This window comes from Lutimaribacter marinistellae, from assembly GCF_042648365.1.
Lineage (GTDB): Bacteria > Pseudomonadota > Alphaproteobacteria > Rhodobacterales > Rhodobacteraceae > Lutimaribacter_A > Lutimaribacter_A marinistellae.
On the sequence record NZ_JBHRXI010000004.1, the window covers coordinates 200,014 to 214,356 of the forward strand.

Annotated in this window: 12 protein-coding genes; 8 read left to right on the plus strand and 4 right to left on the minus strand. The window is 56.2% G+C overall.

Annotation, left to right across the window (positions count from 1 at the left end):
* Positions 1–263: 263 nt before the first annotated feature.
* Positions 264–1,037, plus strand: a complete 774-nt coding sequence (locus ACFORG_RS05520; protein WP_386734727.1) for a DeoR/GlpR family DNA-binding transcription regulator — start codon at positions 264–266, stop codon at positions 1,035–1,037.
* A 70-nt stretch (positions 1,038–1,107) separates the two neighbouring features.
* Here ACFORG_RS05520 and ACFORG_RS05525 read toward each other — a convergent pair whose 3' ends face one another.
* Complete coding sequence (locus ACFORG_RS05525) at positions 1,108–1,488, minus strand: nuclear transport factor 2 family protein (RefSeq protein WP_386734386.1); 381 nt, start codon at positions 1,486–1,488, stop codon at positions 1,108–1,110.
* 108 nt (positions 1,489–1,596) lie between these two features.
* Positions 1,597–2,637, minus strand: coding sequence for a GlxA family transcriptional regulator (locus ACFORG_RS05530; protein ID WP_386734387.1), 1,041 nt, complete (start codon positions 2,635–2,637; stop codon positions 1,597–1,599).
* A 118-nt stretch (positions 2,638–2,755) separates the two neighbouring features.
* Between ACFORG_RS05530 and ACFORG_RS05535 the strand changes: the two genes are divergently transcribed.
* The 4 genes from ACFORG_RS05535 to ACFORG_RS05550 all read left to right on the plus strand — a co-directional run bounded on the left by ACFORG_RS05535 (position 2,756) and on the right by ACFORG_RS05550 (position 6,712).
* Positions 2,756–3,565: an isocitrate lyase/PEP mutase family protein gene (locus ACFORG_RS05535; RefSeq protein WP_386734388.1), complete on the plus strand. Its 810-nt coding sequence runs from the start codon at positions 2,756–2,758 to the stop codon at positions 3,563–3,565.
* Positions 3,566–3,593: 28 nt separating this feature from the next.
* Positions 3,594–3,827, plus strand: coding sequence for a hypothetical protein (locus tag ACFORG_RS05540; RefSeq protein ID WP_386734389.1), 234 nt, complete (start codon positions 3,594–3,596; stop codon positions 3,825–3,827).
* 51 nt (positions 3,828–3,878) lie between these two features.
* Positions 3,879–4,238 (plus strand): MmcQ/YjbR family DNA-binding protein, encoded by a 360-nt coding sequence (locus ACFORG_RS05545; RefSeq protein ID WP_386734390.1) that lies wholly within the window; start codon positions 3,879–3,881, stop codon positions 4,236–4,238.
* 227 nt (positions 4,239–4,465) lie between these two features.
* Positions 4,466–6,712 (plus strand): calcium-binding protein, encoded by a 2,247-nt coding sequence (locus ACFORG_RS05550; RefSeq protein WP_386734391.1) that lies wholly within the window; start codon positions 4,466–4,468, stop codon positions 6,710–6,712.
* 208 nt (positions 6,713–6,920) lie between these two features.
* Here the strand turns inward: ACFORG_RS05550 and ACFORG_RS05555 are convergent, their stop codons facing one another.
* Together ACFORG_RS05555 and ACFORG_RS05560 are read right to left on the minus strand one after the other, a co-directional pair.
* Positions 6,921–8,015: a tyrosine-type recombinase/integrase gene (locus ACFORG_RS05555; RefSeq protein WP_386734392.1), complete on the minus strand. Its 1,095-nt coding sequence runs from the start codon at positions 8,013–8,015 to the stop codon at positions 6,921–6,923.
* A 215-nt stretch (positions 8,016–8,230) separates the two neighbouring features.
* Positions 8,231–8,449: a hypothetical protein gene (locus tag ACFORG_RS05560; protein WP_386734393.1), complete on the minus strand. Its 219-nt coding sequence runs from the start codon at positions 8,447–8,449 to the stop codon at positions 8,231–8,233.
* Between the two features lie 174 nt (positions 8,450–8,623).
* Here ACFORG_RS05560 and ACFORG_RS05565 point away from each other — a divergent pair, with 174 nt between their 5' ends.
* The 3 genes from ACFORG_RS05565 (at position 8,624) to ACFORG_RS05575 (ending at position 14,275) form a co-directional block, all read left to right on the plus strand.
* Complete coding sequence (locus tag ACFORG_RS05565; RefSeq protein ID WP_386734394.1) at positions 8,624–9,058, plus strand: helix-turn-helix domain-containing protein; 435 nt, start codon at positions 8,624–8,626, stop codon at positions 9,056–9,058.
* 239 nt (positions 9,059–9,297) lie between these two features.
* Complete coding sequence (locus ACFORG_RS05570) at positions 9,298–9,630, plus strand: hypothetical protein (RefSeq protein WP_386734395.1); 333 nt, start codon at positions 9,298–9,300, stop codon at positions 9,628–9,630.
* Positions 9,631–9,670: 40 nt separating this feature from the next.
* On the plus strand, positions 9,671–14,275 hold the full coding sequence (locus ACFORG_RS05575) for a hypothetical protein (protein WP_386734396.1): 4,605 nt from the start codon (positions 9,671–9,673) through the stop codon (positions 14,273–14,275).
* Positions 14,276–14,343: the final 68 nt, after the last annotated feature.

Here is a 14,343-nt window from a genome sequence, read left to right on the forward strand (position 1 = left end):
GCCGCATCGCGGGCGATGCCGCATCCGTTGATGCCGCCCCCGATGATGAAAAGGTCAAAAGGCTCTGCCGCGCCGCGGGTCGTCATGCGAGCTCTCCCTGTGCCGTCGAAGCGGATATGGAGTGAATTCGCGCATTTCGCAAGAAACGATTTTCGCTTTGTTTCGCTTTCAGCTCTGATTCTAGAATGAATGCGCGTTTATGTTCTTTTCCTGCACCTAAACGCGCGGTATTGTCGTGGCCGCAGTCCCGAACCCAAATGGCCATGTCGAACAGCTTCCGTCACCCCGAGATCCTTGAAATCGCCCGGCGAGAGGGCAAGGTAACCGTCGATGACCTCGCCGAACGCTTTGGCGTGACGCTTCAGACCATACGGCGCGACCTGACCGATCTGGCCGAAAACGGGCGGTTGCAGCGTGTCCACGGCGGGGCGGTTCTGCCATCGGGCACCACCAATATCGGCTACGAAGATCGCCGCGCGCTCAACACCGACGCAAAGGGGCGCATCGCCCGAACCTGTGCCGCGCGCATTCCGGGCAACGCATCGGTGTTTCTGAACATCGGAACCAGCACCGAGGCCGTCGCAAGGGAGTTGCTGCACCACCAAGACCTTATGGTGGTGACCAACAACATGAATGTCGCCAACATACTTGTGGCAAATCGCGATTGCGAAATCGTCGTCACCGGTGGCCATCTCCGACGTTCTGATGGCGGGCTTGTCGGCAACCTCGCGGCTGAGACGATCAGGCAGTTCAAGTTCGATTTCGCCGTGATCGGCTGCTCTGCCCTTGATGAAGACGGCGACTTGCTGGACTTCGACATTCAGGAAGTGGGCGTCAGCCAGACCATTCTGCGCCAGTCCCGCACAACCTTTCTTGTCGCCGATCACTCGAAATTCGGCCGCAAGGCACCGGCCCGCATTGCGTCGCTTGCCAGTCTGGACGTGTTCTTTACCGATGCGCCTTTGTCCAACGATCTGACCGATGCCTGTGCCGAATGGGGTACCGAGATCGTCGTGGCGGACACCCAAGATTCGTGACGGCATGACGCGGATCCCGGCGACAAGGCTCATTGCCCTGTCGACGGCGCTTGGCGGGATGCGCCGCTTGTCAGCTCGCCCGGCTGATATGCGTGGCGGTCTTGTTGGTGATGCGCCAGCGTTTATCCACCCGAAGCAGGGTGTGAATATCCATGTAGGATGCGTCGGGCCGTGTCTTGTTGTCGAACCGCAAAAGGACGGTGGCAATGTCACCGGATCGCTGCAACGAGATGATCTCCCCCTCGATCTGCCAGCCCGTGGCTGCCCATTTGTCGAATTGCTCGGTCAGTTGGCTCTTGTGCTCCTGACCTTCGGCGTCCGTGAAAAAGATCCAGGCGTCGGGATCGAACGCCTCGTGAAACTTGTCCGGCGCGCCCCGCCATCCTTCGATGTAGAGCTGGATCACGTTGCGGATGGCGATTTCATCCGGCGCGTTGTTCGAAGCGGTCATGTCGTGGCCCTTGCTTGATTCACAGGTTCGAACTTAGTGCCTGGCGGAGGGGTGTTAACCCCGCAGACGCCGTGGGTGCCTGCCAAATCGGGCAGGCATGGCCCTGCGTCATCCCAGGACAGTCGACTGCACGCTCGAGGAAAACCGGTTCCTATAGTCTCGGGGACCAATTCCTAGTCGTCGGTCGAACACCTGATACAGCCCCTCGGACGAAGCATAGCCGCATTCTGCCGCGATGCATGAGACGGGTTTGTCTGTCTCCTCGAGGAGTCGGCGCGCGTGGTCCAGCCGGCATTGTTCGATGAATTGCCCCGGGGGAAGGCCAAACTGCTTGGGAAACATCCTGTTGAAGCTGCGCAAACTGTAACCGAAGCGTCGTGCAAGGGATTCGAGCCGAAGATCGCCGTCGAGGTTTTCGCGGATATGCACTTCGATGGGGTGGAGGTGCGCAGTCTCCGGCCCGGGGTTGCCGAGTGCGTTGAATTGGGATTGATCGCCGGGACGCTTGAAAAAAACGACCATCGCCTGTGCAACCCTGCGGGCCAGTTCCGGGCCAAGATCCTCTTCCACCAGCGCCAGGGCGAGGTCCATGCCCGCCGTCACGCCAGCAGAGGTGTAAACGTGACCGTCCTTTGTGAAGATCTCGTTGTCTGTCAGGCGCACGTTCGGATAGCGACTGCGGAAATCCTCGGAGGCGGCCCAATGCGTTGTGGCCTGACGACCATCCAGCACACCCGCCTCTGCCAGGATGAAAGCACCGGTGCAAATGCTGACGATACGGCGCACGCGGGTCGACATCTGCGCGATCCACGAGATGAAGTCCGTGTCATTGAGGCATTCGTCGCGATCATCCGCGGCCTGGAGGATCAGCGTGTCGACGGTATCGCCGAGTTCCGCGTAGCTGGTTGTCGTGGAAATCGACAAACCCTCGCATGCATATATCTGCCCGGTTCCACGAGATACGATTTCGACGCTGTAAGCTTGGGCATAGCCGGATTCCCTCAAGAAGAACCGAACCTCTGCGAACACCTGAAGCAGACCGATGTATTCCAACGAGTCCGAAGCGGCATTCGTCACGATGACAATGCGCTTGGGCGATCTGACCCTTTGAGACAGATGTCGCAGCTTGGGAACTGAGTAGGTTGGCATCCCTTGTGTCGCCTCGTCCGGATTGCAAACTATCTGGCATGATCCTTAATTTATTTGTCATTGCGCCACAATCGGGGATCCCCAGATTCAAACCAAGCTTGAACAAAGGAGATACCCGATGCCAACCCAGGCGCAGAAGGCAGAAACCATGAAGGCCCTCCATGAGGGAGGTGAGACGTTCCTGATCCCCGGTCCTTGGGACATCGCTTCGGCGCGTGTGTTCGAAGCGCTTGGCTTCAAGGCATTGGCCACCACGAGCGGTGGTCTGGCCTATGCGCTCGGCAAGCTGGATGGGCAAGTGACGCTTGAGGAAAAGGCTGCCCATTGCCGCGCCCTGAGCGAGGCCACCAGCATCCCGATCACCGCAGACCTTGAGAACGGCTATGCGCATGACGCCGATGGTGTCGCCGAAACCATCCGCCACATCGCGGGTACGGGCGTGGTCGGCGGATCGATCGAGGATTGGAACGGCGAAGACATCTATGATTTCAACCACGCGGTCGAACGGATCGAGGCGGCGGTCGAGGCCGCAAGGTCGCTCGACTTTCCCTTCGCCGTGATCGGCCGCTGCGAGAACCTGCTGCGCAAGAAAAACGACATGGACGACACCATTCGGCGGTTGAAAGCCTACGAAGCGGCCGGTGTGGACGTACTGTTCGCGCCAGGCCTGCGAACGGCCGAGGAAGTCAGAACAGTGGTCGACGAAATCAGCAAACCGCTGAGCGTTGTTGCGATGAACCCCGACCTGACCTTGGCGGCACTGGCCGAAGCAGGGGCCCGTAGGGTCAGCGTCGGTGGCGGGATGGCTGTCGCCGCTTATGGCACGCTGGTCGATGGCGCGCGCGAGATGAAGGAAGACGGCACCTTCACCTGGATGAAGGGGATTACCGCCGAGAATGCGATTGAACCTCTGCTGAAGAAAGGCTGAACCAACCGGGGCCGGGACACACTGGGTCATGACGACAATTGGCGGCGGGCAGACCGCCTATGGACAGGAGAAGAAGATCGACGCCCAGACCTCGGCCCCATTTTCCGGCAGCAACAAGATCGCGCGGTACCGTAAGCCTTGCTATGTCGAGGCGGTGGCTCCGAGAAATGAACGCAACACCCACGATACGGGTCTTTTGCGCCTGCGCGCCTTATCGCAATCGAGTTATCGATATCAGCAGTTTTGCATGATGTTCGCGTGACCCTCGCGACATTGGAAACGGACACGACATTACACGAAAGAGGAACTCGGAATGAAACGCATTCGGGATGCCATTATCGACTACGGCAAAGAGGAATACGGCATCGAGCCCGACCATCCGTTCGAGAAATACCCCAGCTATTTCGTTCTCCGGCACAAGGACAACGACAAATGGTTCGCGCTGGTCATGGACGTGCCTGCGGACAGGATAGGTCTGGAAGGGGATGAGAGAGTCGATATCCTCGACATCAAATGCGATCCTGACGCGATAGGAGCACTGCGAAAAAAGGCGGGGTTCTTTCCTGCATATCACATGAACAAGGAACACTGGCTGACCGTGATTCTTGACGGAACGGTACCGATGGATCGGATCAAACCGCTGATTGACCAGAGCTTCAACCTATCCGGGTGATTGCGGGTCAATAACAAATCAGGCGCTTTACAGGGTCGAACAAATTTCGGAAATCAATGTCTTGATCGGCAATGACTTCTGGGCAAGTTTCGTCGGGCAGACAATTCTATCCAATGATCCGGTACGAACCGGAAAACCCATTTTCCCAGTTTCGCAAGTGCGGACGGATCGCCGGTCTGCCGCGCTTGTACCACGAGTTTTCCGGCGATCTGAAAGTATAGAAAAAGATGACTATCTCCTTCGGCGCGCTTATCGAGCGCGATCTTCACCCGACCGCACAGTCCTACCAGGTCGGCAATCGCCTCTTTCTCGTCAATGACGGCCCTGCAGTCATCCACGAAGCACCAAGTTTCACCGTCTGGGACGACCGGGGCAACCGCATCCTCGTCGAGCGGCCCGTGACCGACGCCACCGAGGAAGATCTTGCCGGGTACGAATTCATGGGCGTGACCCTTCGCTACTCGGCGACGGTCAGGCATATCGAGGCACGCGACGATGGCGGGTTCGTGATCCATTACGCCGAGCACAATCCCCGGCTCCAGTTCGGTTCGCCGTCGCAGCCACCCAGTTCGACCAAGATGCGCGCCTTTGCGGCCGATGGAACGCCGGAACCGTCGCAGCCCGGAATCGTCAAGGTCGACGTCGATGGCGCGTATGAAACGCTCAATCTCGAAGGCGGCGGCTTTGCCGAGGTCTGGGCCGCCGATGGCACGCGCCCGGACGAGTTGACCATTCATGGCGGCGCAGGCGGCAGTGTCCGGGCGACGTTCGAGGCGACCGGTGAGCCCGTAAACACCTTTCTCCCTGCTGCCCCGGCCTCCTTCTCGCTGGCTCAGTCCGGCAACACGATTTTCGTGGTCCACCAGGACGCGCAAACCGGCAATGTCTATCTCAACCGATACGGCCTCGACGCCGTCAAGATCGGCTCCGAGATCGCGCTGGACGTGACCGACAATGCTGCGATTGCCGGGCGCCCCGCTGCGGACCTTACCCATGCCGCCACGCTGGAGGATGGCCGCGTCGTCGTGACGTGGAGCAATCCCGGGCCGGCCGAGGCCGATGGCATCGACCTCTTTCAAATGATCCTGAACGCCGACGGCTCTGTCGCCCGCCCGGCCGAACGGATCAACACCGATCTGACCGTGGGCACCCAGTACGACGCACAGGTTCACCCGCTGGCTGACGGCAGCTATGTGATCGTCTATCACACGATCAGCACCGTCATCGACGCGAACTATCGGCAGGAGGCTGTCGCGCGGCTCTACAATGCCGACGGCACGCCCGCGACGGACACCATTGCCTTTCCCGAAGCGGATGTGAACCTTGACGCTCTCAATGCCCATATGGCTGCGGTGTTCCCCAGCGGGTTCGGCTACATGCTGGACGGGTTCGGCAACGAATACACGATCCAGGTCGGCGAAGGCTCGGGCGAGACCGACCCGTCCGATCTTTTCGGCACCGAAGGAGATGACGTGCTGCCCGGTTCCGAGGCATCGGAGCGCATCTTCGCCCTCGCAGGCGACGACATCATCCTGCCCAGCGGCGACGATCCTTTTACCCCCGCAGGCGGGCCGGACACGATCGACGGCGGCGCGGGGTCCGATACGGTCAGTTTCGTGACCCAGCCCAATGTCGAAGGACAACCCGATGGTGAAACCCTCGTTCGGCTCGATCTTGCCGCCGGAACGGCCGAGATCGTCGGGGCTACGACGCACACCTTGCGGGACATCGAGAATGCCAACGGCTCACATAGCAACGACGTGCTGTCGGGCGACGCGCAGGCGAACCGGCTGATCGGCCTTGGCGGTGCCGACCGGCTGATCGGGCTCGACGGCGATGACACGCTCGAAGGCGGAACCGGGCCAGACACGCTCAACGGCGGCAACGGGAATGACATCATCATCGGTGGACTCGACGGTCACGAGCAGGACCAGCGCAACGTGATCTACGCAGGCGCGGGCGACGACCGGGCCGAGGGTGGCGGCGGCAATGATCAGATCTTTGGTCAGGAGGGTAACGACACGCTTTCCGGCGGGTTCGGTGCCGACGAGTTGCAAGGTCAGGAGGGAAACGACGTTGTCACCGGCGGCGCCCTATCGGATCTGGTCTATGGCGGCGCGGGCGACGACTTCGTCAATGGCGGCTTCGGACATGACCGGATCAACGGCGGCGCAGGGGCGGACAGGTTTTTCCATCTCGGCGTGGCCGATCACGGCTCTGACTGGGTTCAGGACTTCGTCGCCGCCGAAGGCGATCTGCTGGTTTTCGGCGGCACCGCCCGACGTGACCAGTTTCAGGTGAACTTCGACCACACCGCAACATCCGACGGCGACCGCTCTGGCGACGACAGCGTACAGGAAGCGTTCGTGATCTATCGGCCAACGGGCCAGATCCTGTGGGCTCTCGTGGATGGTGAGGGGCAGGACGCGATCAACATGCAGATCGGCAGCGAGATCTTCGATCTGATGGCGTGAGGGCATTTGTCTGTGATCCGGCCCGTTTCCTGGCCGGTATCGTATTTTCTCCTGTCTGAGTTAACGTGCGTCGCTTCGACGCTAAGCCCGCATCACAATGGGGTCGTCTCGCCGCTCCGGCACTACCCTGTGAAATACTCGGCGAATTGGTGACCCCGGCAGGATTCGAACCTGCAACCTGCCCCTTAGGAGGGAACCGTTCATAGCGCTATTCCTTCTTTGATTTCTTGCTCTTGGGTGTTTGTACAGTGTCCGCCTGTACATGGTTTGTACGAAAACGGGCCCTGACATCGGCCTCATCTGTCTCCGCATGGGCATAAATGCGCATGGGCAAATTGGGGTCTGACCAACGGCCAGCCTTGGCCGCTGTGACCGGATCGACGCCCTGGCGCACGACCAGTTCTGTAAAGAATCCGTGCCGCCCTGCCGGGTGGGCGGAAAGGTACGGGATGTCCGCGCTCTTACAGATCGTCTTCCAGCGCGTGTTGTAGCCCGTTGAGCTGCCATAACCAAAGACGCGCGCCTTCATGAGCTTCCCAGTCTTCCGGTTCTTGGGCCGTTTCGGCGGGAGTGCCAGCAGCTCGTCCATCATCTGTGGCGACACTGTAATCCAGCTTTCCGGGTGGCCCTTCTGCGCCTTCACCCTGACCTTGTTCTCGGAAGGCCGCAGATCGTCAGGCTCAATCGAAACAGCCTGGTCAATACGCGCCGCCGTCTCGAACATGAACCGGACGAGGGCCGCGTTGTACGGATCAGCGGCCCGGCAAAACGCCTCGATCCAAGCCTTGTCAGCGGGCTTGCGTTCGACCCGGCTGTGCTTGCCACGCCGTTTGTCCTGGGCGATCCGCTCGAACTTGTCGTAAGGCTTCACTCGAATGAGCGGTGTCCCCTCCAGCTCATGCGCGTTGTTGATCACGGCACTCGCGGGGGTCACGATCTCACGCCACCAAGTATCCGTCGATGCCTTCGGCTTCAGTTTCGGTCCCAGCCCTTTCAAGAGCGCCCCAGAGATCGCGCCCAACGGCATGTCGCCGATCTCCTGCACAATGGGGATGAGCTGCTTCGCCGTCTTCGGAGATGCGTTGTAGATCACGATCGCATCTGAGAACGTTTTGCTCGGCTCGTCGCCAACGACATGGCGACGTATCTGCATCTCGGTTTCGCGGTTTATCCAGTCCCGTGCGCCCGCTTCTGTAGATGCCTTAGTGCTTCGCCGGTATGGGCCTGCGATTGGCCTGCCGTTGTACTCGACCCAGCCCTTAGCCCAGTAGACGCGGCCCCTCTTGTAGATTTGGAGCGGCATGCCTGGCCTCCTTCAAATATCTTGTCAATCTGCGCGGGTGTGATCAGCATGGTCCGCCCAAGGCGGTAGAATGCCCCTGTGTCGTTTGCTCGTTCGCGCAACGTTCGCTCCGAGATGTCGATCCCCATGCCGGACATAACCTCGACCCACTGGGCAGGCGTCTTGCCAAGCCCCAGGATTTGAGAACCATCAGTGACATTTTCGTTAGACATGGTTCAGCCCTGCCTACGGGATGTTGCCGTTCTAGGCTCGGCTTTGATCGTGAACTGCGCCACATACTTCTCCCAAGCCCCGTTCGGGATTTTCGGGTTCCGTTTCCCAGGCGCTGTGAAGATATGATCCAGCATGTCCTCACGGATCAGGTAGCGAACGTTGGTCACGGGGATACCGACGCGCTCGGCAAGTTCTTTCGGTGTTTCAAGAAGTTTGGTCATGCATCACCTCTAGCTATGTCGACCACGAAGCGAAGCAGATGATTCTCTTTTGCCTTCAGAATGAAACAAAAGTACGCTCAGGTTGAGAGAAGTGAGCGCATAGCCACGATTCATGGTTACATTTTAAATATGTGACCATATTTGTGGTCAATGCAACTAATTTTAAGGTTGCGCATGACTGTTGAAGGCCTGGGACACCGATTGTCGGCGATAAGACGCCAGGAAAAACTGTCTCAAGAAGAGATGGCTGAGCGTCTTCATGTCAGCCGAAGCGCCTATCAGTACTATGAAAGGGGAGAACGCGATCTGCCCGGATCGCTCTTGTTGAAGGTGTTCCAAGAGTTCGAGGCCGATCCGCTATGGGTGCTGGAAGGCGACGTTGAACCAGGACTTACCCGGCGCGAACGCGAAATGGCGCGAGCCTATCGCAAGGTTGGGATGGCTGTAGAGCACCGGATCAAAGAACGCGGCCTGTCAGTGCCGGATGAAAAGAAGTGGGACGCTATTGATTTCCTCTTTGCTGAGTTCCTCATTCAGGACCCACTGAATACGATCAAGAATGCGCCCGACACACAACGAGTAGACCGCATCCTGGGGCTAGTCGCGTGATGTCGGAGGGTCAGTTGTCATCAAACGTCCACGTGCTGAAGCCGCGAACTATGTCACTCTCAGATCGGCTTGATCGATTTCTTGCAGAACACGCTCTCGCTCCGAGCGAAACACCTATCCGGTGCGATCCAACACGACCCAGAGCGCCTGGGATCAACGCACTCACATGCGCTTTGTGTGGGCAGGCAGAGTACCTCACGAGGGACTATTGCCGCTGCGGTCACTACCTTCGAGGACAGTTGGAAGACGAGTTTCTGGTTTGGAAAAGTGAGATTGAGAAAGAACACCAACGCCTGGCAAACACAGTTGAACTGAAGTTGAGAAAACTCCGATACCTGATGCTGCTCGGTTTGCCGTTCGTTGTCCTTCCATTGCTATTCGTGGCTTTCTTTTCAGAGGGGTTTTCCCTCACGCCTTTGGTTTGGATGGCAATTGGCATCGCAATCATGGGCGTTTGCGCAGAGTTGGAGCAAAGGTTTCTCAGACCGGTCGGACTGAGCCAACATTTCCTTGCCACTTGCACTATGGAGACATTCCTCGAGCAAAGGTCTTTTCGGATGCTGGAAGAGTGATTTTTGGGATTTTTGTTAAGTATTTTCGGCGGCATGAGCGATGATTGATCTTCAAAAAATTCATGGATTTGAAACGGGCAAACGCGACTCTTTTGAGGCACTGATAAAGATTCTGGCGCGAAGAGAACCGCCTGAAAACGCGTACGAATTTCAGCCAAACGATGGCAGAGGCGGTGATGGTGGCGTTGAAGCCATCTGGAAACTGAATAGCGGTGACAAGATTGGCTACCAATCCAAGTTCTTTGAAGTACTTGGGGATACCCAGTGGAAGCAAATGGATAAGTCTGTCCAGCAAGCGCTGAAGACCCATCCAGAGTTAAAAAGGTATGTTTTTGCACTGCCGCTCGACTTCACTCCTAAGCGAGGGTCAAAGGCGAAGGGTAAATCACAACAAGAAAAATGGGATGATCGCGTTGCGGCCTGGAAAGCTCTGGCTGCCAAAAGTTCAATTTCGATTGAGTTCGAATTTTGGGGGGCGACGGTCATCAATGACAAGCTTCTGGTCAACGATAATCTCGCATTGCAGCGTTTTTGGTTCGGCGGCGACGTCCTCGACGACGCGTGGTTCAGCAGCCAAGTCAAGGCGGCAACACTAAAATTAGACGATCGATTCAACCCTGAAGACCATGTCGAAGTATCAATCGAAGCAATGTTCGACGCTATCGTCAGAGGGCCAAAATCGCGTGCTCGTCTTCATGATGCCTTTGCGGCTTTGGCAAGCAACAGAGTGCCCTCAATCGAGTTTACCACAACTTTGCTGAAACCAGATCCCAAGGTTTTGGCAGAAGCGAGTTCACTCTGGACTGAACTTGTTGAGATGCAGGCGCTCATCGATCAGGAGCCAACGATAAAGTGGAATTTGGCAAAGGCCAAAGGAAAGCTGGATGAGCTACACAGACTTGCATGGAACCTGGAACGGCCATTCTCAACTATTGATAGCAAGAAACTAGAGGAACCCGAAAAACAGAAGTTCACGGTTGTTAAAGATAGCCTGAGAGACCTTCAGGCGGCTCTTGCCACGCTTGACGACGCGCTCAGACAACATGACTGGTCGGCAGAAGCCGCAAAGGCTGCGATTGTCCTTGGGGAAGCAGGCTCAGGCAAATCGCATTCGCTTGGAGAAGCCGCAACACAACGTGTTCAAGACGGTTTGCCGACCATCGTTATTCTGGGTCAAGACTTGTCTGACGCTCCATTTTGGCCGCAACTCGGCGGCCTCTTGGGACTTGAAGCAAAAACCCCAGATGAAATTCTAGGTGTCTTGGATGCAGCAGGTTCCAAAAAAGGAAAAAGGACTCTCCTTTTCTTTGACGCCATCAACGAAGGCGCGGGCGCGACCTATTGGATGCACTGGATACCTCAAGTAATCGACGCGCTACGACCATATCCTTACATCGCTGCCGTCTTTTCTTGCCGAGATGTCTACTCAAGGTATGCAATTCCTGAAAACCTACTTCAAACCGTTCCAGTCTTCAGCATGCAAGGTTTCTTCAGCATTGAAGAACGAGAACGTGCCGCAATCCAATACCTAGATAACAAAGGCATATCTCGCCCCAACACGCCCTGGCTCTCCCCCGAGTTCACCAACCCGCTCTTCCTGAAGAGCACAAGCGAAGCACTGCTCGAAAAAGGTGAGGCAGAGTTTCCAAGAGGTTTGCAAGGCGTTTCGGAGTTGATGGCATTCTATCTCGACGGGATCGCTTCCAGAACTGGCGTGCGTTCTGTTCGACCCGAAGATTTATCATCATCCCTAAAGAAATTCGTGCAACGCCTCGCAACCACAATGGCAGCCGATGGGCGAGATTTCGTTGAAATTGAAGTTGCCAGCGACCTTGCCCACGAGCAGTTCGGAAGCCGCCAAGCGCCTGAAGGTAAATCATGGCTGGATGTTTTCGTCCAATCGAGCCTGCTCCGACGAGATCCGCCCCCTTACTCGAAGAACATCGACCCGCTGAACCCCCCTTCCGAGTTGATCAGGTTCTCCTTTCAACGTTTCCAGGACTACCTTATGGCCGACGCGTTAGTCGAAAAGGTAGTGGCAGCTAGGGATTCCGCGAGCGCCAATTCGTGGTCGATCATTAAACTGGGGCGGAAGTTCCTAGAACAGATTGGCATCCAGAAGGCTCGCACTCAATCGCGGGCGGAATTTGAGGCTGGAGGACCGCTGAACTTCCTTTTTTATGACAACGAAATTTCGAGCCAGATTCGCCACGAATACGTTGGACTTGTGGGCGCATTGTCGACGATCTACCCAGAAAAACTTGGCACCGAGTTCGCCGTCGAGGTGCCAGATTGGCAAAGTCACTGGGAAGATGGAACGCTTCAACAGGGCTTTGCCGAAAGCTTCAAATGGAGAAAGTTGGAGGCATTCACAAATGGCGCTAGAGACCTCCTCAACGCTCTGGACGGTTACTCTGTCGACCCTCAAGCCTTGCTGCTGGAAGTGTCCATCACAATCGATCACCCGTACAATGCGAAGTTTCTGAACACGCACCTAAAAAGCTTTGGGATGGCAGAGCGAGACAGTCACTGGACCCGCTGGATCAACTGGGCGTCCAGAGAAGAGTTCGGCCAGATCGATCGCATCATCTCTTGGGCAATGTCGACAAAAGACCGGAAAACCGACGCTAGGCACATGGAGTTGGCTTCTTTGATCCTGTCATGGTCCTTGTCGTCATCCCACATAACTTTGCGGGATCGTTCGACTAAGGCGCTGACCTCACTGTTCTTAAGCAGGTCAGAAGTATTCGACTTTGTTTTTGGGGAAATGCACTCCTGCAATGATCCCTACGTGGTTGAGAGACTTTATGCTGCAGCTTTTGGAGCCTGCTGCATCGATCCCAGTGTGGAGCGAATCAGGACGTACTCGCGCCTGGTCTTCGCAAAGGCTTTTGCTGAAGGTGTGCCGCCGGTCTCGTTAATGACTAGGGATTACGCTCTGGGGATCGTTGAACTCGCATCACACATCAACGCCCTGGAAGCGGATGTAAAACTCGAAAATTGTTATCACCCCTTCGGCTCAGAAGAGCCGACATTCGGTCTGACAGAAGAGCAGGTCGAGAAAATCGCCGATAGTCGTGGCGGCAAGTCAATCTTCAGGTCCGCGTCGAGTGAGTGGGGTGACTACGGCAAGTATAGCATCCCTGGGCGAGTGCGTGGCTTCCTAACCACACGACTTACGGAACCCAAACCCGTCGCGGCTTCAGAAGTGAAAGACCGCTTCAAAGCTGAAGTCATTGATCCCTATGCAGAAAGAGTGGCGGCGCTTGAGGTATACGAACAGGCATCAATCGTTCCAATCGAAATCATTCTGCGGACGATTATCGATGTGGATGGCAATGAGGCGGAAGAGGAAGCCATCGAATTGGAGGTGGAGGGAAAAGACATTGAAATCAGCAAGGAAGATGCCCTGGCTGAGCTGAATGAACTGCTAGATACGGAAGAACAGAAGCGATTAGTTGATGAATATTTCAACGATGCTGCGGGCCATGGTGACTACGAGACAATCAGCGTTCAACAGTGCCGTCTCTGGATTACTAAGCGAGCCTACGAACTGGGGTGGACGGAAGAATTGTTCCCAAGGGATGGGCAAGGTGGAAGCTACTCACGCCACGAAAACGACCTTGAGCGCATAGGAAAAAAGTACCAACGCATTGCTCTTGATGAATTGCAAGCCAGGCTAGCAGATAACTTCTGGGTCCTCGAAGGCTGGCCGGAGCGACCTCACCGGTATCGGTATAGCCATCATGAATTCCGCCGAAACATCGAGCCCACCATCCTGCCCACTGCAACCCGTTACCCTTCCGCACCGGACGCTAACATTGACTGGATGTCCGAACCTCAGATCGTGCTACCGGAAGTAGCCGAAGAAAAGTTGAAAGAGTGGCCGTTCACAGAAGACCCCACTCAAGCAATCTCGGACAAACTGGTTCGAGTGGATGAGAACAAAAGACGATGGTTGGTACTTTACGAATTTAATCTGGCGGAAGCGTACTACGCAAAACCGAGGCCTGGAGACCACGGCAAACGATATGAAGAGTTCAGGTTCTTCTACTGTGTATTTGTAAGGAAAGGGAAAGCCACTGATTTCACAGAATATCTTGCTACCGAAGCGAGCCTGAGTGTTAACGACTTTCAACCCCGAGAATTCACTGATGGCCCATTCTTACGCGAAGCATTCTGGCGCGACACCTGGAAATCAACGAAATTTGACCAGCACATTTGGAGGGCACCACCCGACTGTGATTTTGCTATCCCGGTGGCTCACTACCATTGGGAAAGCCACCTCGACAAAACTCTGCCTGAAGGTTTTACAAACTACATGCCGCAAAAATGGTTCGCTGAAGAACTAGGCCTGTCTATGTCTTCGGAGGGACCTCAGTACTGGATCGACAATGCTGGAAACACGGTTGTGCAATCGCAACGGCCAGTGGGTCATCAGACAGCCGTGGTCATAGATGAGGCTGCGCTTCGTCGGTATGCAGATGAGAGCCAAATTGAACCAGTTTGGATAATGATCGCAGAGCGCAACACATGGCCTAGTGGTGCAAACGATGAGTCCTGCTGGAGAAGGTCTGAAGGCGCAGTCTGGTTCGATGGCACTGAATGGCAACAGGTTGGCTGGAACAATGATACCAAACGGTAATCGACCCGAGAAAATCAGCCGCAACTCCAGCAATGTGTATCACACATTGACACATGTATCTTCTTGTG